Genomic DNA, 17675 nt, shown 5'->3' with positions numbered 1-17675 from the left:
GCCGGATGTCGCCATGACTGCCCTGAAGAACGACCGTTTCCTGCGTGCCCTGCTCAAGCAGCCGGTGGATGTCACCCCGGTGTGGATGATGCGCCAGGCCGGACGCTATCTGCCCGAGTACCGCGCCAGCCGGGCGCGTGCCGGGGACTTCATGAGTCTGTGCAAGAACCCGCAATTCGCCTGCGAGGTGACCCTGCAGCCGCTGGAGCGCTATCCGCTGGATGCCGCCATCCTCTTTTCCGACATCCTCACCATCCCCGACGCCATGGGGCAGGGCCTCTACTTCGAGACCGGCGAGGGTCCGCGCTTTCGCAAGGTGATCGACACCCCGGCCGACATCGAGGCGCTGCCGATACCCGATGCCGAATCCGACCTGGGCTACGTCATGGACGCCGTGCGCACCATCCGCACGGCGCTGGACGGGCGGGTACCCCTGATCGGCTTTTCCGGCAGCCCCTGGACCCTGGCCACCTACATGATCGAAGGCGGCTCCAGCAAGGATTTCCGCAAGGCCAAGGCCATGCTCTACGACACCCCCGAGGCCCTGCACCTGCTGCTGGACAAGCTGGCCCAGGCGGTCACCGCCTACCTCAACGGCCAGATCCGCGCCGGTGCCCAGGCGGTGCAGATCTTCGATACCTGGGGAGGCAACCTGTCCGCCGCGGCCTACCAGGAATTTTCCCTGGCCTACATGCGCAAGATCGTCGCCGGGCTGATCCGCGAACATGAAGGACGCCGGGTGCCGGTGATCCTCTTCACCAAGAATGGCGGTCTCTGGCTGGAAAGCCTGGCCGACAGCGGTGCCGAGGCCCTGGGTCTGGACTGGACCTGCGACCTCGGCGAAGCCCGTCGGCGGGTCGGCAGCAAGGTTGCCCTGCAGGGCAACATGGACCCCAGCGTGCTCTACGCCAAGCCGGCGGCCATCCGCGCCGAGGTGGGGCGCATCCTGGAAAGCTATGGTCAGGGCAGCGGCCACGTCTTCAACCTCGGCCACGGCATCACCCCCGAGGTAGATCCGGCCCATGCCGGTGCCTTCATCGAAGCCGTGCACGAGTTGTCGGGGCGCTACCACCAGGGCTGATTGTGCCGGGATCGGCACGACCGATCCCAAGTCGAGCGAGCGGGTCGTGGCCGGTTGCGGCATAGTCGGGGTTTTCCCAACGGAGCGCCGCCATGGCCCAGATGACCCCGGAAGACCTGCAGCACCTGGCCGAAGAGGTGCTCGCGGCCCAAGGTTTCAGTCAGCCGCAGGGCGCGGCCATCGCCGCCATGATGGTCGCCGGCCAGCGTGACGACTGCGCCTCCCACGGCATCTATCGGCTGCTGGGCATCGTCAAGACGCTCAAGGCCGGCAAGGTGGTGCCCGATGCCGAGCCGACGGTAGAGGACGTGGCTCCGGCCATCGTCCGGGTCGATGCGGGTGGCGGCTTCTCCCCGCTGGCCTTCGAGACGGGGCTGCCCCTGCTCGACGCCAAGGCGCGCAACTGTGGCCTGGCAGCCCTGGCTATCAACAACTGCGTGCACTTCTCGGCGCTCTGGGTGGAGATGGAAGCCCTTACCGCCAGGGGCCTGGTGGCCCTGGCCTGCAATCCGACCCAGGCCTATGTCGCCCCGGCCGGTGGTCGTCGCCCGCTGTTCGGTACCAATCCCCTGGCCTTCGGCTGGCCGCGGCCCGAGGGTCCGCCCTTCGTCTTCGATTTCGCCACCAGCGCCGTGGCCCGCGGCGAAATCGAATTGCATCGTCGCGCAGGCAAGGCCCTGCCCGAGGGCTGGGGAGTGGATGCCGAGGGCGCGCCCAGCAACGATGCCCGCACCGTGCTGGAAGAGGGCGCCATGCTCACCTTTGGCGGTCACAAGGGCTCGGCGCTGTCGGCCATGATCGAATTGCTCGCCGGTCCGCTGATCGGCGATCTCACCAGTCCGGAGTCTTCCGCGGTCGACGCCGGTGCCGGCGGGCTGCCCTATCACGGCGAACTCATCCTGGCCTTCGATCCCCAGCGCTTTCTCGGCACCGCGGTAGCCGACTACCAGCAGCGCGCTGAGCAGCTGTTCGCCGGCATCGAAGCCCAGGGCGCCCGCCTGCCGTCGCAGCGTCGTTACCAGGCACGAGAACGCAATACCACCCGTGGCTGGTTGGAGGTGCCCGACGAACTTCTGGCCGACGTCCGGGCGCTGCTGCCCGGCTGAGCCAGGACGCGATCCGCATCACTTCGAAGAGGCTGCGCCAACGCAGTCTCTGAACCCCGCCCCGGACGCAGGGTCCACGACTGGCCCCCTTAGTGCCAGCCTGGGTCTTCATGTACGCCGACGACACCGATCGCCCCCATCATCGCGGCCTGTTGCTGCTGAGCATCACCCTGATGGTGCTGGTGTACTTTCTCGACAATCTTTCCATCGCCCTGGCCAACCGCTATGTCTATGGCGGCCTGGGTATCGACCAGCGCAGCTACACCCTGGCCACCGCCTGCTACAGCGCCGCGGTCATCGTCACCAGCGCCCCGCACCAGTGGTTCGCCCAGCGCCTGGGCTATCGCAACCTGATCTTCGCCGCCGTCGGCATCCACCTGGTCGGCCAGGTGTGCTGCCTGGTGGCCACCGATCTGCCGACCTTCATCGTCGGGCGGGCGCTGATGGGGGCCGGTGCCGCCACCTTCTTTGCCGGGGCGCGGGTGCTGGTGCAGATGTATTTTTCCGGCCCCCAGCTGCCGACCGGGATTCGCGCCTTCGCCTCGGGCGTGCCCCTGGGTGGTGCGCTGGCCTCCTTCACCACCGCGGAGCTGCTGGAAGGTCACCAGTGGCGCGCCATCTTCATGGTGCCGGCGCTGGCCTGCGCGCTGGTGGCCGTCTGCGTCTGGCTGTCGCTGCCGCGGCGCTCCCATCCGCTGCAGAATTCCGGGGCGCCGTCGCTGCTGTCCATGGTGCTGCTGACGGTGGGCAGTCTGCTGCTGACCACCACCACCCAGCGCCTGGCCTTCGACTTCTTCAGCGATGGTCCGTGGCTGGCCGTGGAACTGCTGGTGGGAGCGGCCATCCTCGGACTCTATGTCTACTACGAGCGCGGCCTGGCGCGGCCGACCCTGGACTTCAAGCACGCCATCACCCCGGGCTTTCTCGCCGGCATGCTGTTCATGATGCTCAACTACTTCCTGCTCGGCGCCTACAACTTCATCATCCCCCAGTACGTGGTCAACGGCCTGCAACTGCCGGTCTATACCGCCGGGGGCGTCATGGCGCTGGGCTGGCTGTGCGGCCTGGCGCCGCTGCTGATGATCACCTCGGTGCGGCTGCGCGAGCGCTTTCCCTGGGGCGGCTTTCGCAAGTACCTGGTAGCGGGTTACCTGCTGCTGGCCGGCTACGGCTTCTGGATGGTGCGGCAGCACGCCGACGTGCCCCTCTACCAGCAGCTGGTGCCTGGGCTGATGATGCATGGCACCTACCTGATCGGCACCTTCGCGGTGATCATCATGTACACCTTCATGCGCGTCGAGCCGGCCTATTTCAGCCAGGCCTACCAGATCAAGAACATGACCCAGCAACTGGTCATGCCCATGGGCATCGTGCTGTCCAACGTCTTCCTGCAGTGGCGCGACGCCTTCCATGCCTCGGTGCTCAGCGCCGCGGTCACTCCCTATGCCCAGACCTACCAGGCCTATGGCGAGCGTTATCGGCTGGCCACCGGTGCCGACAGCGCCCTGGCGCAGATCTCCAGTCTGGTCACCCGCCAGAGCCAGGTGCTGGGCTATCTCGACTATTTCTGGCTGGTCGGCTGGATCGGTCTGGCACTGGCCCTCTACATGGCCGTGCAACGGCATTTTCGCTAGGGCGCGACGTTTGCCGGCCCTTAAGCCGACGTTCAGCTAGCGACCACCATAATGCGGGCTTTTGCAGGCGGCGGCAGGTGCCGGACGCCTGCGCCGGTCGGCCGCGCCCCAGTCGGTCCGGAGCTTGCATTGCTGGGCTGTCGGGCTTTGTGGAACAATGCGGGCAACGACATTTTTCAAGGGTGGCAGCCGTGATCGACGCTGATGGTTTTCGCCCCAACGTCGGCATCATTCTCGCCAACGATGCCGGCCAGGTACTGTGGGCCCGCCGCATCAATCAGGATGCCTGGCAATTCCCCCAGGGTGGGATAGACGACCGGGAAACGCCCGAAGAGGCGCTGTACCGGGAGCTGAACGAAGAAGTGGGGCTGAGCCCCGATGACGTCCGTATCCTGGCCTGTACCCGGGGCTGGTTGCGCTACCGTCTGCCGCAGCGCATGGTGCGTACCCACAGCCGTCCGCTGTGCATCGGCCAGAAGCAGAAGTGGTTTCTGCTGCGGCTGACCGCGGAAGAGCAGCGGGTGCGGATGGATGTGACCGGCAAGCCGGAATTCGATGGCTGGCGCTGGGTAAGCTACTGGTATCCGCTGGGCCAGGTGGTGACCTTCAAGCGAGAGGTCTATCGGCGGGCGCTCAAGGAGTTGGCACCCCGCTTGCTGGCCTGATTACCGGTTCGGCCGGTGCGAAAGAGGTGAGGAGAAGCTGTGGTCATGCAGGATGAACGACACGTGATGCACGCCGGCGGCTCCGCCGGACGTCGGCTGCGGAGGCGCTAGATGCTTGCAGTTCTGCGCAAGATCGTCCAGGAGGTCAATGCCGCCAAGGATCTGGGGTCGGCACTGTCCATCATCGTGCAGCGTGTCCGCGCGGCCATGCAGTCGCAGGTCTGCTCCGTCTATCTGCTGGATCCCGACACCAACCGTTTCGTGCTCATGGCCACCGAAGGCCTCAACAAGAGGTCCATCGGCCGGGTCAGCATGGCCCCCAACGAGGGCCTGGTCGGCCTGGTCGGCACCCGCGAAGAGCCGCTCAATCTCGAAGACGCCGCCAGTCACCCGCGCTTTCGCTATTTTGCCGAGACCGGTGAGGAGCGCTATGCGTCTTTCCTCGGTGCACCCATCATCCACCACCGCCGGGTCATGGGCGTGCTGGTGGTGCAGCAGAAGGAACGCCGTCAGTTCGACGAAGGCGAGGAAGCCTTCCTGGTCACCATGAGCGCCCAGCTCGCCGGGGTGATCGCCCATGCCGAGGCCACCGGGACCATCCGTGGTCTGGACCGGCAGGGCCGCGGCATCCAGGAGGCCCGTTTCGTCGGCATCCCCGGTTCGCCCGGGGTCGGCGTCGGCAAGGCAGTGGTGGTCCTGCCGCCCGCCGATCTGGAAGTGGTCCCGGACAAGACCGTGACCGACATCGACGCCGAGCTGCAACTGTTCCGCTCGGCGCTCGAAGGCGTACGGGCGGACATGAAGGCGCTGTCCAAGCGGCTGTCCACCCAGTTGCGCAAGGAAGAGCAGGCACTGTTCGACGTCTATCTGATGATGCTCGACGACGCCGCCCTCGGTAACGAGGTGACCACCATCATCAAGAGCGGCCAGTGGGCCCAGGGCGCCCTGCGCCAGGTGGTGATGGAGCACGTCCAGCGCTTCGAACTGATGGACGACGCCTATCTGCGCGAGCGCGCCGCCGACGTGCGTGACCTCGGGCGCCGCTTGCTGGCCTATCTGCAGCAGGCCCACCAGGCCTGCCTGATCTATCCGGAAAACACCATTCTGGTCAGCGAGGAGCTCTCGCCGGCCATGCTCGGCGAGGTGCCCGAGGGGCGCCTGGTCGGCCTGATCTCGGTACTCGGCTCGGGCAACTCCCACGTCGCCATCCTGGCACGCGCCATGGGCGTGCCGACCGTGATGGGCGCGGTGGACCTGCCGTATTCCAAGGTGGACGGCATCGACCTCATCGTCGACGGCTACCACGGCGAGATCTTCACCAATCCGTCGCCGACGCTGATCAAGCAGTATGGCGACGTGGTGGAAGAGGAGCGCCAGCTGACCCAGGGCCTAGACGCCCTGCGCAGCCTGCCCTGCGAGACCCTCGACGGTCACCGCATGCCGCTGTGGGTCAACACCGGCCTGATGGCCGACGTGGCCCGCGCCCAGCAGCGCGGCGCCGAAGGGGTCGGGCTGTATCGCACCGAAGTGCCCTTCATGGTCAACGAGCGCTTTCCCAGCGAGAAGGAACAGCTCTCCATCTATCGCGAGCAGCTGGCCGCCTTCCATCCGGCGCCGGTGACCATGCGCACCCTGGACGTCGGCGGCGACAAGGCGCTGTCCTATTTCCCGATCAAGGAAGACAACCCCTTCCTGGGCTGGCGCGGCATCCGCGTCACCCTGGATCATCCGGAAATCTTCCTGGTGCAGACCCGCGCCATGCTCAAGGCCAGCGAAGGCCTGAACAACCTGCGCATCATGCTGCCGATGATTTCCGGCGTGCACGAGGTGGAGGAGTCCCAGCATCTCCTGCACCGCGCCTGGTGCGAGGTGCGTGACGAAGGCGTCGACATCCCCATGCCGCCGGTGGGGGTCATGGTCGAGGTGCCCTCGGCGGTCTACCAGGCCCGCGATCTGGCGCGCCAGGTGGATTTCATCTCGGTGGGCTCCAACGACCTGACCCAGTACCTGCTGGCGGTGGATCGCAACAACCCGCGGGTGGCCGATCTCTACGACTACTTCCACCCGGCGGTGCTGCAGGCGCTGCAACAGGTGGTCGATGGTGCCCACGCCGAAGGGGTGCCGGTTAGCATCTGCGGCGAGATGGCCGGGGATCCGGCGGCGGCGGTGCTGCTCATGGGCATGGGCTTCGACACCCTGTCGATGAACGCCACCAACCTGCCCAAGGTGAAGTGGCTGCTGCGCCAGGTCACCCTGGAAAAGGCCCGCGAGCTGGTGCAGCAGATGCGCCAGATCGACAACCCCCAGGTCATCCACAGCGCCCTGCATCTGGCCTTGCGCAATCTCGGACTGGGTCGGGTGATCAACCCGGCTGCCAGCGTCCAGAGCTGAGCGTGCCCGGCGGGAAGGCCGCTTCCCGCCGGGCAGGCAGCGGCGTACCATGCCGCCTCCTGCGCCCGAGGTGATGATGGATCTCTTGCTCTTCCTGGTGCTCGGCGTCTGCGCCGGGCTGCTGGCCGGTCTGTTCGGGGTCGGCGGCGGCCTGATCATCGTGCCGGTGCTGGTCTACAGCTTTACCGCCCAGGGCCTCGATCCGGGCATCCTCACCCACCTGGCGGTGGGTACCTCGTTGGCCACCATCGTCTTCACCTCGCTCAATTCCGTCTGGGCCCACCACCGACTCGGCGCCGTGCGCTGGCGACTGTTCGCCTGGATGGCCCTGGGCATCGTTTTCGGCAGCGCCCTGGGCGCCCTGACCGCCGCCGCCATCCACGGCCCGCTGCTGCAGAAGATCATCGGCACCTTCGCCATCCTCATCGCCATCCAGCTGGCGCTGGACCTGCGCCCCAAGGCCCAGGCCGGCGAACCCGGCAAGCCGGCGCTGACGGTGGCCGGGGTGGTGATCGGCTGGGCCTCGGCCATCTTCGGCATCGGCGGCGGCTCGCTCACCGTACCCTTCCTGATCTGGCGCAGCCTGAGCATGCAGCAGGCGGTGGCCACCTCGGCGGCCTGCGGCCTGCCCATCGCCCTGTCCGGGGCGCTGTCCTTCATCCTGGTCGGCTGGCAGGAGCCGGGCCTGCCCGCCTGGAGTCTGGGCTATGTCTATCTGCCGGCCTTGCTGGGTATCGCCCTGACCAGCATGTTCTCGGCCCGTTTCGGTGCGCGGCTGGCCCATCGCCTGTCGCCCCGGCTGCTCAAGCGCCTGTTTGCCCTGTTGCTGTTCGGCGTCGGTCTCAACTTCTTACTCTGATCCCTTTCAAGGAGGCACCATGCTGCCGTATCCGCAAATAGACCCGGTGGCCCTGTCGCTGGGGCCGCTGAAGATCCACTGGTACGGCCTCATGTACCTGGTGGGGATCGGTGGCGCCTGGTGGCTGGCCAAGCGGCGACTCAATCGCTTCGATCCGCGCTGGACCAGCGAGACCCTGTCCGATCTGGTGTTCTGGGTGGCGCTGGGGGTCATCGCCGGCGGGCGACTCGGCTACGTGCTGTTCTACAACCTGGCGGAATACATCGCCAATCCAACGCTGATCTTCGAGGTCTGGAAGGGCGGCATGTCCTTCCACGGCGGCCTGCTCGGGGTGATCCTGGCGGTCTGGTGGTTCGGCAAGCGCCACAACAAGGGCTTCTTCGAACTGATGGACTTCATTGCGCCGCTGGTCCCCATCGGTCTCGGTGCCGGCCGCATCGGCAACTTCATCAACGCCGAACTCTGGGGCAAGCCCACCGACGTGCCCTGGGCGATGATCTTTCCGCCCTACAGCGATCCGGCCCAGCTGCCGCGCCATCCCTCGCAGCTCTATCAGTTCGCCCTGGAAGGGGTGGCGCTGTTCGTGATCCTCTGGCTCTACTCGCGCAAGCCGCGGCCGACCATGGCCGTGTCCGGCCTGTTCGTGCTCTGCTACGGCATCTTCCGCTTCATCGTCGAATTCGTGCGGGTGCCCGACGCCCAGCTCGGCTATCTGGCCTGGGGCTGGCTGACCATGGGGCAGGTGCTCTGCGTGCCCATGGTGCTCGGCGGCATCGCGCTGATGGTCTATGCCCATCGCCGCGCGCCGCAGCCGGTCGTCCGAGCCAAATGACGTCTGAGGCCCGCCCGCATGACAAGTGCGGGCGGGCTGTTATAGTTCAGGGACCACCATCACAACCGCGCAAGGGATCAGCCGTATGAATCCGTTCCGTAGCCTGGCTGCCGTGCTGGCGCTGGCCCTGACGATGCAGGTCTTGCCGGCGCAGGCGCAGCAGGCTCAGGGTGAAGTCACCGAATATCAGACCGCCGACCAGGCGTTCGGTGAAGCCCAGGCACCCGCTGCCTTTTCCATGATCGGCGACCTGCTGATCGCGCGGCCGCTGCTGATCGCCGCGACCGTGATCGGTGCGGGGGCTTTCGTGGTCAGTCTGCCATTCACCGCCGCCGGCGGTAACATCGGCAAGGCCGGCAAGGCGCTGGTGGTCGAGCCGGGCAAGGCGGCCTTCGTGCGCTGCCTGGGCTGTACCCAGAGCGGGTACGGGCGTACCGAATAGGCCCTGGCGCCGGGCCTGGCCGCTCAGGCCTGGCCGCTGATCTTCAGATACTTGTCGTGCAGCTGCTCCTTGGTCTCGACATGGTTCTCGTCGAGGGGGATGCAGTCCACCGGGCAGACCTGCTGGCACTGGGGTTCGTCGTAGTGGCCCACGCACTCGGTGCACAGGTTCGGATCGATCACGTAGATCTCCGCACCCTGGGAGATGGCGCCGTTCGGGCACTCGGGCTCGCACACGTCGCAGTTGATGCAATCGTCGGTAATGATGAGGGACATCGTCGGCTCCACGCTGCGCGAACGCGCAGCGATCCAAAAGTCAGGCGCGCATTTTGCCCCATCCGCGCGCCGGCTGCACCCGACAGTCCTTGGGGTTAATCAGCTGGCCGGGGCAAAACGCTCCAGCAGCGCCTGATGCACGGTGGGATGGACGAACTTGGTCACGTCGCCGCCGAGCGCCGCGATCTCCCGCACCAGGGTGGAAGACAGGTAGGAGTAGTGTTCCGACGGGGTCAGGAACATGCTTTCCGCCTGGGGCGCCAGCACCCGGTTCATGTTGGCCAGCTGGAATTCGAATTCGAAATCCGACACCGCGCGCAGGCCGCGCAGGATGATGGTCGCCTTCTGCTGCTCCACCAGGGTGGCCAGCAGGCAGCTGAAGCCGATCACCTCGACGTTGGGCAGGTGCGCGGTCACCGCCTTGGCCAGCTCGACCCGGCGCTCCAGCGGAAACAGCGGATTCTTCTTGGGGCTGGCCGCCACCGCCACCACGACTTCGTCGAACAGCCGCGAGGCGCGCTCCACCAGGTCGCCATGGCCCTTGGTGATGGGGTCGAAGGTGCCGGGGTATAGCACTCGGTTCATGACGCTGTCCTGGGGGCGAAGCTGTTGGGGCTTGGATGGTAGCTCAGGGGGCGGAGTGAGGCCAAGGCGACAGCCGCCGGGATCACCGACCCGTGGGCGTTTATCGGCCGGGTGGCGCTGCCCGCTGGCTGACCAGCCAGTCGGGGATGCGTCTTTCCAGGTAGTAGTCCGGATCGTGGAAGGGGCCGCCGACGAAACCCACGTGGCCGCCATGGGGCAGGCGCTCGAACAGGGTGTCGGGCGCCAGTTCGGCGCGGGCGGGCAGGGCGTCGGTGCCGATGAAGGGGTCGTCCTCGGCCTGGATCAGCAGCGTGGGGATGCGGATATCCCCCAGGTAGTAGCGGCTGGAGGCCTGGCGGTAGTAGTCCTGGGCATCGCGAAAGCCGTGCAGGGGCGCGGTGTAGCGATCGTCGAAGTCCCAGAAGGTCTTGAGTCCTTCGGGCGGCCCCAGGCGCGCGAGGATCTCGTGCTGTTCGGGGTGAAGGTCGCGGTCGAACAGCGCCTGCTTGTCGCGCACATAGCGCGCCAGTTCGCGGATGAAGTGCCGCTGGTAGATGCGCGAGAAGCCGATGCCAATGCGATCGGCGCAGAGGTCCAGGCGAAAGGGTACCGAGACCGCAGCGGCCGCCTGCAGGCCGCTGTGCTCGCCCCGCTCGCCCAGGTACTTGAGCAGCACGTTGCCGCCCAAGGAAAAGCCCACGCCATACAGTGGCGCGTCCGGACGACTGGTTTGCAGGTGGCGCACCACCGCGGCCAGGTCTTCGCTGACGCCGGAGTGATAGCCACGTGGCAGGCGGTTGGGTTCGCCGGAGCAGCCGCGCCAGTTGAGGCCGACGCTGGCCCAGCCGCGGGCGGCCAGGGCGAATTGCAGGCCGAGCACATAGTGGGAGCCGGAGCTGCCGGTCAGGCCGTGGGCGATCAAGACCAGCGGCGCTCGCGGATCCTCAGCGTGGTACCAGTCCAGATCGAGGAAGTCGCCGTCCTCCAGCCACAGTCGTTCCCGCGGCCGGGTGATGGGCGGCAGGCGGCGCCACAGTGAGCCCCAGAGGGTCTGCAGGTGCGGGCCGGGCAGCCAGCGCGCCGGCTTGAAGGGCGTGCTGGTCACGCCTGGCGGTGCCAGAGGGCGTAGTGGACGTTGCCGGTCTTCTTCTCGCGGTGCAGCTGCCAGGTCGCGGGCAGCGTCAGGCGCGAGGGCTGGGTCTCGCTCTCGGTGTAGATCCAGGCGTCCGGTGCCAGCCAGCCCTGGGCTTCCAGGGCCGCGCAGGCCGGTTCCAGCAGGTTTTTGCCAAAGGGCGGATCGAGAAACACCAGGTCGAAGGGCGCTTCCGCCGGCTTGGCCAGGGCCTGCAGGGCGTCGGTCTGACGCACCTCGGCCTGGGCGCAGCCAAGGGTCTGCAGATGGCCGCGCAGGGCAGTGGCGGCCTGGGCATTGAGGTCGAAGGCCAGCGCCTGGCCGGCGCCGCGGGAGAGGGCTTCCAGCAGCAGCGCGCCGCTGCCGGCGAAGGGGTCCAGCACTCGCGCGCCCGGGGTGACGGCGGCCAGCCAGTTGAACAGGGTCTCGCGGACCCGGTCCGGGGTGGGCCTCAGGCCCAGGGCATCGGGAAAGACGAAGCGCCGGCTGCGCCAGTCGCCACCGATGATGCGCAGTTGGTTGGCGGTCTTCTGGGCCATGCTAGTGCTCCGGAACGCCGCTGGGCGGCAGGTTGGGAAGAGGGCGGGGGGGCGGCAGCGGCTGCTGGGCGACCCGCGGGCCGGCGCTGACCACGACGAAGCGCTCGGGATCGAGGTGGCGCTGCAGGGCGGCATGCACCTGTTCCACCGTCAGGCGGCGGACCTGCTGGAGGAAGTCGTCCAGGTAGCTGCTGGGCAGGTCGTAGAAACCGATGTTGCCCAGCTGGGCGACGATGGCGCCGTTGCTAGCGTTGGCCAGCGGGAAGCTGCCTTCGATCTGTCGCTTGGCGCGGTCCAGTTCGGCCTGGGTGGGACCTTGGACCAGGTAGTCGCGCAGCAGGTCGCGGACCAGCGCCAGGGTGGCATCGCTCAGTTCGGCGCGGGTCTGCAGGCCGATGGTGAAGGGACCCGGCTGACGCATGGGGGTGAAGCCCGAGCTGACACCGTAGGTGAGGCCGCGGCGTTCGCGCAATTCGGTCATCAGGCGACTGCCGAAACCGCCACCGCCGAGGATCTGGTTGCCGACGAAGAGGGCGGCATAGTCGGGATCGCGGCGGGTGATGCCGAGCTGACCGAGCAGCAGGCGGGTCTGCTGGGCCGGGACCTCCAGTTGCACCCGCGCCGGCGCGGCGGGAGCCGGCACGGGCAGCGGCGGCAGGGCCGGACCGCGGGGCAGGGCGCGCGACAGCTGGGCGGCGATCTGCTCGGCGCGGGTCCGATCCAGATCGCCGGTAAGGGCGATTACGGCATTGCCGGCGGCATAGGCGCGGGCATGGAAGGCCCGGAGGCTGGCCGCGTCCAGGCGGGCCAGGCCAGCGGCCGTGCCCCGCGGCGAATGGGCATAGGGGTGGTTGCCGTAGAGACGTTCCTGCAGCGCCTCACCCGCCAGGTTCGCCGGTTCGCGACGGCTGGCGGCGATCAGCGTCAGCAGCTGGTCGCGGATGCGCTGGATGGCCTCGGCGGGAAAGGTCGGGTGACCTACCACGTCGGCCAGCAGCGCCAGGGCCGGTTCGCTGTGGGCCGGATCGGCGAGGGTGCGCAGGCCGGCCACCGCCTGGTCACGATAGGCGCCGTTGCTGAAGTCGGCGCCCAGGCGCTCGAAACCATCGGCGATGGCGCCGGCATCGCGTCCCGGGGTGCCTTCGTTGAGCAGGCCGTTGGTCAGCATGGCCAGGCCCGGGGTGGCGCCATCCTGGCTGCTGCCGGCGGCAAAGATCAGGCGCACGTCGAACATCGGCAATTCCGGCGCCGGCACGAACAGCACCTGGGCGCCCTCGGCGGTGCGCCAGCGCTGGATGTCCAGCTGGCGCCCCAGGGGCGGCGCGTCCTTGAGCGTCTTGAGACTGTCTACAGCCGGATAGGCGCGCGCCAGATCGCCGACCGGGGTAGGGGACTGGCAGCCCGCGAGCAGGCACAGCGACAGCCAGAGCAGCGGCTTCATGGACGATTCTCCGCGGTGGCTGCGGGCTCGAGCTGGGCCAGGGTCAGGCGCTCGCGGGTGAAGTAGGTGCGGGCCACCCGGCGCAGGTCGTCGGGGGTGACCCGGCCCAGTTCGTCGAGCAGCCGATCCCCCTGGCGCCAGCCGAGGCCGACGCTTTCCAGCTGGCCGATGCTGCTGGCCTGGGCGGTGATGGAGTCGCGGCCATAGACCAGCCCGGCCACCAGTAGGGCGCGGACCCGGGCCAGCTCCTCGGTGCTGGGCGGCTCGCGCTTGAGCAGCTCCAGTTGCGCCCAGAAGGCCGCTTCCAGCTGATCGAGGGTCTTGCCGCGCGGGGTGTTGGGGGTGCCGCTGAGCAGGAAGAGGCTGTCACCACGGGTGTAGGCGCCATAGGCGGCGCGCACGCTGCTGGCCACTTCCGCGCCGCGTTCGAGACGGCTGGGCAGGCGCGCCCCCGAACCGCCGCTGAGCAGGGCGGCCAGCAATTGCAGCGCATAGGCATCGCGCGGCTGGGCAGCGGTGGCCAGGCTGGGCACGTTGAAGCCCATCAGCAGGCTGGGCAGTTCGCGGGCCTGCAGGGCCAGGCGCCGCTCGCCCGGCGCCGGCAATTCCAGCGGTCGCCGCGGCGCGGGCAGGTCGCTGCGGGGAATGCCGCCGAACCAGCGCTGCACCTCGGCGCGGATTGCCTGGGGTTCGACATCGCCGACCACCACCAGGGTGGCGTTGTTGGGTGCGTACCAGGTCTGATACCAGCGACGCAGGTCGTCCACACCGAGGCGCTGCAGATCCTGGGGCCAGCCGATGGTGGGGTTGCGGTAGCCGCTGGCCGGGTAGGCGGCGGCCTTGAAGCGCTCGAAGGACAGCGCCTCGGGCCGGTCATCGGTGCGCAGCCGGCGTTCTTCCTTGATGACTTCCAGCTCGCGGCTGACTTCGTCCGGTTCCAGGCGCAGGTGCTGCATGCGATCGGCTTCCAGCTCCAGGGCCACGGGCAGGCGATCGCGGGCGAGCAGCTGGTAATAGACGGTGTAGTCGTCGGTGGTGAAGGCGTTTTCCTCGGCGCCCAGGTCGCGCAGCAGGTGCGAGGCCTCGCCGGCACCGAGCTTGCGGCTGCCCTTGAACATCAGGTGTTCCAGGGCATGGGACAGGCCGGTCGCCCCGGGTTCCTCCAGGCTCGAACCCACGCGGTACCAGAGTTGCACCACGGCGACCGGCGCCCGGTGATCTTCGCGGACCACCAGCTTGAGGCCGTTGTCGAGGGTGAATTCCTCGGTGTTCTGCCGGCTGGCCGTGGCCAGGGCGAAGGCGGGGAGCAGGCTGAGCAGGACGACCAGGGCGGTCCGACGGGAGCGGGAGGCGGGCATCGCGAGAGCAGGCCTTGTAGCGCGGTAGGGGACGAAGCGGCTGCGTCCTGGGGACGGTCGCGCGTTTTTCGCCGACGGGGAGGTCTTCCGCCCGGCAGGCTGCTAGGATACGCATCCCTTTTCCCGACGGCCATGCCTGACGGTCGAGCCCCGCCTGGCGGAGCTCCCGCAGCCGGTTCGTCCGTTCGATACAGAGCCCCGCATGTTTGGATCCGACGACAAGAAGTCTCCCCCCACGGAGAAGAAAGGCCTGTTCGGCTGGTTCCGCAAGAAGACTGCCGAACCCGTAGAGACGCCTGCCGAAGCCCCCGCGCCTGAAGCCGAGGAGCGCCTGCCCGAGCCGCTGGCCAGCGAGCCGGTGCAGCACCCGGAGCCGGTGCCCGAACCGCCGGAGGCGATTCCCTCGCTGACCCCGGTGCCGGTCGCCGAAGAGGAGGCGCCGTCGCCGGTGGCGCTCACGGCGCTGGTCGAGCCGCTGGTGGCCGATCCCATCGTGCCTCCGGTCGAGGTCGAGCCGGCTAGGGCGCCCGAGCCCGAACCAGTGGCTGTGCCGGTCGCGCCGCTGCCTCCGGTTATGCCGGTGCCTGAGCCTGCTCCCGCCCCGGTCGTACCCGTTGCGCCCGTCGCCCCGGTCCGTCCTGAGCCCGAGGTGGTTGCGCCCGAACCCGAACCCGCTCCACCCGCTGTCGCCGCCACCCCGGCCGAACCGGCCAAGCTGGGCTTCTTCGCCCGCCTGCGCCAGGGCCTGTCCAAGACCAGCGCCAGTCTCGGCGAAGGTATGGCCAGTCTGTTCCTCGGCAAGAAGGCCATCGACGACGACCTGCTCGAAGAGCTGGAGACCCGCCTGCTGACCGCCGACGTCGGCGTCGAGGCCACCGGCGTCATCATGCGCAACCTGACCCAGAAGGTGGCGCGCAAGCAGCTGGCCGACAGCGAGGCGCTCTATCAGGCGCTGCAGCAGGAGCTCACCGAGATGCTGCTGCCGGTGGAACAGCCCCTGGTGATCGATACCTCGCACAAGCCCTATGTCATCCTGGTTGTCGGCGTGAACGGCGCCGGCAAGACCACCACCATCGGCAAGCTGGCCAAGCGGCTGCAGAACGAAGGCAAGAAGGTCATGCTGGCGGCCGGCGACACCTTCCGTGCCGCAGCGGTCGAGCAGCTGCAGGTCTGGGGCGAGCGCAACCGCATCCCGGTGATCGCCCAGCACACCGGCGCCGATTCCGCCTCGGTGATCTTCGACGCCGTCCAGGCGGCCAAGGCCCGCGGCATCGATGTGCTGATCGCTGACACTGCCGGCCGGCTGCACACCAAGGACAACCTCATGGAAGAGCTGCGCAAGGTGCGCCGGGTGATCGGCAAGCTGGACGAGGCGGCGCCCCACGAGACCCTGCTGGTGCTGGACGCCGGTACCGGCCAGAACGCCCTCAACCAGGCCAAGCAATTCCACAACGCGGTGCCCCTGACCGGCCTGGCGCTGACCAAGCTCGACGGCACCGCCAAGGGCGGGGTGATCTTCGCCCTGGCCAAGCAGAGCGCCCTGCCGATCCGCTATGTCGGCGTCGGCGAGAGTATCGACGACCTGCGGCCCTTCGAGGCGCGGCCCTTCGTCCAGGCCCTGTTCGCGGAGCGGGGCGTCTCATGATCCAGTTCGACCGCGTCTCCAAGCGCTATCCCAACGGTCACGTCGGCCTGCAGGAACTGAGCTTCCGTGCCGAACGCGGCGAGATCCTCTTCGTCACCGGGCATTCCGGCGCCGGCAAGAGCACCCTGATGCGGCTGATCCTGGCCATGGAAAGGCCCACCGGCGGCAAGCTGACCCTGGCCGGCCAGGACATCTCGCGCATTACCAATGCGCAGATTCCCTTCCTGCGCCGGCAGATCGGCGTGGTCTTCCAGAACCACCAGCTGCTCTATGACCGCACCGTGTTCGACAACGTCGCCCTGCCGCTGCAGATCCTCGGCCTGTCCAAGCCCGAGATCGCCAAGCGCGTGGCCGCGGCGCTGGAGCGGGTCAGCCTCAAGGACAAGCTCGACGACTATCCGGCCGAGCTCTCCACCGGCCAGCAGCAGCGGGTCGGCATCGCCCGCGCCGTGGTGCATCGGCCGGCCCTGCTGCTCGCCGACGAACCCACCGGCAACCTCGATCCGCGCCTGGCCTCGGAGATCATGGGCGTCTTCGAGGACATCAACAGCCTCGGCACCACGGTGCTGATCGCCAGTCACGACCATGCCCTCATCGCCCGGCTGCACCATCGCATGCTGACCCTGCAGCGCGGCCGCCTGATCGGCGACGAAGAGGAGAGCCAGCCATGAGCGCCACCGAACTGCCCCGTGGCCAGGAACAGGGCGGCAAGCCCCAGCGTCCGCAGCGCCAGGCCCCGAAGAAACCCAAGAGCGACTGGCGCAGCCCGCTGCATGCCTACCTCGAAGCCCACCGCACCGGTCTGAGGGACAGCCTCAGGCGCATGGTGCAGCAACCCATAGGCACCTTCCTCACCTGCCTGGTGATGGGCATCGCCCTGGCGCTGCCCATGGGCGTGTCGCTGCTGCTGAAGAATGTCGAGCGCCTGGGCGGCTCCTGGCAGCGCGCGGCGCAGATCTCGGTGTTCCTCGACCTGCGCACCGGTCAGGACCAGGCCGAGGTGCTGATGAGCCAGATCAAGGTCCTGCCCGATGTGGCCGAGGCACGCTGGATCAGCCCGGACGACGCCCTGAAGGAATTGCAACAGGACGCCGGCCTCGGTGAGGCGCTGCGCGAATTGCCGCAGAATCCGCTGCCCGGCGTCATCGCCGTGACCCCCAAGGAAATCGACAAGAGTCGCCTCGACATGCTGCGCAGCCAGCTGGCCGAGATGAACGGCGTGCAGCAGGTGCAGCTGGACATGCAATGGGTCGAGCGCCTCACTGCCATCCTCAAGCTCGGCGAGCGCTTCGTCTTCGGCCTGACCGTGGTGCTGGTGATTGCCCTGCTGCTGGTGATCGGCAATACCATCCGCCTGGCCATCGAGAATCGCCGCACCGAGATCGAGGTGGTCAAGCTGGTGGGCGGCACCGACGGCTACGTGCGCCGGCCCTTCCTCTACATGGGCGCGCTGTTCGGCCTGGGCGCCGGCATCGCCGCCTGGGCCCTGCTGGTGTTCGGCCTGAACTGGCTGAACGCCGCGGTGCTGGATCTGGCCGGCCTCTACGGCAGCAATTTCGCCCTGGGCAGCGTCGCCCTCGAGGACGGGCTGCAACTGCTGATCGGCGCGGTGCTGCTCGGCTACATCGGCGCCTGGCTGGCGGTTGCCCGTCATTTGCGCGAACTCGCCCCGCGCTGACGAACGGCCGTT

At 68.1% G+C, this 17675-nt stretch carries 17 protein-coding genes; 11 read left to right on the top strand and 6 right to left on the bottom strand.

What is annotated here, in order from left to right; genetic code table 11:
• The first annotated feature begins 13 nt into the window (after positions 1 to 13).
• From hemE to PSK12I2_RS0114030, 8 genes are all read left to right on the top strand, one after another.
• Positions 14 to 1081 (top strand): uroporphyrinogen decarboxylase, encoded by a 1068-nt coding sequence (hemE, locus tag PSK12I2_RS0114065; RefSeq protein ID WP_027598904.1) that lies wholly within the window; start codon positions 14 to 16, stop codon positions 1079 to 1081.
• Positions 1082 to 1173: 92 nt separating this feature from the next.
• Positions 1174 to 2187, top strand: a complete 1014-nt coding sequence (locus PSK12I2_RS0114060; RefSeq protein ID WP_027598903.1) for an Ldh family oxidoreductase — start codon at positions 1174 to 1176, stop codon at positions 2185 to 2187.
• A 92-nt stretch (positions 2188 to 2279) separates the two neighbouring features.
• Positions 2280 to 3821, top strand: a complete 1542-nt coding sequence (locus tag PSK12I2_RS0114055; protein WP_171991261.1) for an MFS transporter — start codon at positions 2280 to 2282, stop codon at positions 3819 to 3821.
• Between the two features lie 191 nt (positions 3822 to 4012).
• The gene (locus PSK12I2_RS0114050; protein WP_007161635.1) at positions 4013 to 4486 is read left to right on the top strand and encodes an RNA pyrophosphohydrolase; all 474 of its coding nucleotides are present in this window, start codon (positions 4013 to 4015) and stop codon (positions 4484 to 4486) included.
• 111 nt (positions 4487 to 4597) lie between these two features.
• Complete coding sequence (gene ptsP / locus PSK12I2_RS0114045; protein WP_007161636.1) at positions 4598 to 6877, top strand: phosphoenolpyruvate--protein phosphotransferase; 2280 nt, start codon at positions 4598 to 4600, stop codon at positions 6875 to 6877.
• Positions 6878 to 6953: 76 nt separating this feature from the next.
• Entirely contained in the window at positions 6954 to 7736 is a 783-nt protein-coding gene (locus tag PSK12I2_RS0114040) for a sulfite exporter TauE/SafE family protein (protein WP_027598901.1), read from the top strand.
• Between the two features lie 19 nt (positions 7737 to 7755).
• Positions 7756 to 8568: a prolipoprotein diacylglyceryl transferase gene (gene lgt / locus PSK12I2_RS0114035; RefSeq protein ID WP_027598900.1), complete on the top strand. Its 813-nt coding sequence runs from the start codon at positions 7756 to 7758 to the stop codon at positions 8566 to 8568.
• 85 nt (positions 8569 to 8653) lie between these two features.
• Entirely contained in the window at positions 8654 to 9010 is a 357-nt protein-coding gene (locus PSK12I2_RS0114030; RefSeq protein WP_027598899.1) for a hypothetical protein, read from the top strand.
• A 23-nt stretch (positions 9011 to 9033) separates the two neighbouring features.
• On the opposite strand, the gene PSK12I2_RS0114025 is transcribed toward PSK12I2_RS0114030, so the two are convergent.
• From PSK12I2_RS0114025 to PSK12I2_RS0114000, 6 genes are all read right to left on the bottom strand, one after another.
• The gene (locus PSK12I2_RS0114025; protein ID WP_007161640.1) at positions 9034 to 9285 is read right to left on the bottom strand and encodes a YfhL family 4Fe-4S dicluster ferredoxin; all 252 of its coding nucleotides are present in this window, start codon (positions 9283 to 9285) and stop codon (positions 9034 to 9036) included.
• 99 nt (positions 9286 to 9384) lie between these two features.
• Positions 9385 to 9870, bottom strand: coding sequence for a pantetheine-phosphate adenylyltransferase (coaD, locus tag PSK12I2_RS0114020; RefSeq protein ID WP_007161641.1), 486 nt, complete (start codon positions 9868 to 9870; stop codon positions 9385 to 9387).
• 100 nt (positions 9871 to 9970) lie between these two features.
• A complete protein-coding gene (locus PSK12I2_RS0114015) occupies positions 9971 to 10975 on the bottom strand; it encodes a hydrolase (protein ID WP_027598898.1) in 1005 nt (334 codons plus the stop codon).
• On the bottom strand, positions 10972 to 11541 hold the full coding sequence (gene rsmD, locus PSK12I2_RS0114010; protein WP_027598897.1) for a 16S rRNA (guanine(966)-N(2))-methyltransferase RsmD: 570 nt from the start codon (positions 11539 to 11541) through the stop codon (positions 10972 to 10974). The genes PSK12I2_RS0114015 and rsmD overlap by 4 nt, the downstream gene beginning before the upstream one ends.
• 1 nt (position 11542) lies before the next feature.
• On the bottom strand, positions 11543 to 12982 hold the full coding sequence (locus PSK12I2_RS0114005) for a pitrilysin family protein (RefSeq protein ID WP_027598896.1): 1440 nt from the start codon (positions 12980 to 12982) through the stop codon (positions 11543 to 11545).
• Positions 12979 to 14340 carry a pitrilysin family protein gene (locus PSK12I2_RS0114000; RefSeq protein WP_027598895.1) on the bottom strand — a complete coding sequence of 454 codons (1362 nt, stop codon included), beginning with the start codon at positions 14338 to 14340 and terminating at the stop codon, positions 12979 to 12981. The genes PSK12I2_RS0114005 and PSK12I2_RS0114000 overlap by 4 nt, the downstream gene beginning before the upstream one ends.
• Before the next feature lie 202 nt (positions 14341 to 14542).
• Between PSK12I2_RS0114000 and ftsY the strand changes: the two genes are divergently transcribed.
• The 3 genes from ftsY to ftsX are packed head-to-tail and all read left to right on the top strand — an operon-like array spanning position 14543 to position 17663.
• Positions 14543 to 15985 carry a signal recognition particle-docking protein FtsY gene (gene ftsY / locus PSK12I2_RS0113995; protein WP_027598894.1) on the top strand — a complete coding sequence of 481 codons (1443 nt, stop codon included), beginning with the start codon at positions 14543 to 14545 and terminating at the stop codon, positions 15983 to 15985.
• Positions 15982 to 16656: a cell division ATP-binding protein FtsE gene (gene ftsE, locus PSK12I2_RS0113990; RefSeq protein ID WP_007161647.1), complete on the top strand. Its 675-nt coding sequence runs from the start codon at positions 15982 to 15984 to the stop codon at positions 16654 to 16656. Before ftsY ends, ftsE begins: the two co-directional genes overlap by 4 nt.
• Positions 16653 to 17663 carry a permease-like cell division protein FtsX gene (gene ftsX / locus PSK12I2_RS0113985; protein WP_027598893.1) on the top strand — a complete coding sequence of 337 codons (1011 nt, stop codon included), beginning with the start codon at positions 16653 to 16655 and terminating at the stop codon, positions 17661 to 17663. Before ftsE ends, ftsX begins: the two co-directional genes overlap by 4 nt.
• Positions 17664 to 17675 lie beyond the last annotated feature (12 nt).

This window comes from Pseudomonas sp. MOIL14HWK12:I2 (assembly GCF_000510745.1).
Classification (GTDB): Bacteria; Pseudomonadota; Gammaproteobacteria; order Pseudomonadales; family Pseudomonadaceae; genus Chryseomonas; species Chryseomonas oryzihabitans.
This window is presented reverse-complemented; position numbering and strand designations above follow the sequence as displayed.

Excerpts from the sequence above, each read along its gene's own strand:
- hemE (WP_027598904.1), top strand. The coding sequence starts at position 14 with ATGACTGCCCTGAAGAACGACCGTTTCCTGCGTGCCCTGCTCAAGCAG.
- PSK12I2_RS0114060 (WP_027598903.1), top strand. The coding sequence starts at position 1,174 with ATGGCCCAGATGACCCCGGAAGACCTGCAGCACCTGGCCGAAGAGGTG.
- ptsP (WP_007161636.1), top strand. The coding sequence starts at position 4,598 with ATGCTTGCAGTTCTGCGCAAGATCGTCCAGGAGGTCAATGCCGCCAAG.
- PSK12I2_RS0114040 (WP_027598901.1), top strand. The coding sequence starts at position 6,954 with ATGGATCTCTTGCTCTTCCTGGTGCTCGGCGTCTGCGCCGGGCTGCTG.
- lgt (WP_027598900.1), top strand. The coding sequence starts at position 7,756 with ATGCTGCCGTATCCGCAAATAGACCCGGTGGCCCTGTCGCTGGGGCCG.
- PSK12I2_RS0114030 (WP_027598899.1), top strand. The coding sequence starts at position 8,654 with ATGAATCCGTTCCGTAGCCTGGCTGCCGTGCTGGCGCTGGCCCTGACG.
- PSK12I2_RS0114025 (WP_007161640.1), bottom strand. The coding sequence starts at position 9,285 with ATGTCCCTCATCATTACCGACGATTGCATCAACTGCGACGTGTGCGAG.
- coaD (WP_007161641.1), bottom strand. The coding sequence starts at position 9,870 with ATGAACCGAGTGCTATACCCCGGCACCTTCGACCCCATCACCAAGGGC.
- rsmD (WP_027598897.1), bottom strand. The coding sequence starts at position 11,541 with ATGGCCCAGAAGACCGCCAACCAACTGCGCATCATCGGTGGCGACTGG.
- PSK12I2_RS0114005 (WP_027598896.1), bottom strand. The coding sequence starts at position 12,982 with ATGAAGCCGCTGCTCTGGCTGTCGCTGTGCCTGCTCGCGGGCTGCCAG.
- PSK12I2_RS0114000 (WP_027598895.1), bottom strand. The coding sequence starts at position 14,340 with ATGCCCGCCTCCCGCTCCCGTCGGACCGCCCTGGTCGTCCTGCTCAGC.
- ftsY (WP_027598894.1), top strand. The coding sequence starts at position 14,543 with ATGTTTGGATCCGACGACAAGAAGTCTCCCCCCACGGAGAAGAAAGGC.
- ftsE (WP_007161647.1), top strand. The coding sequence starts at position 15,982 with ATGATCCAGTTCGACCGCGTCTCCAAGCGCTATCCCAACGGTCACGTC.
- ftsX (WP_027598893.1), top strand. The coding sequence starts at position 16,653 with ATGAGCGCCACCGAACTGCCCCGTGGCCAGGAACAGGGCGGCAAGCCC.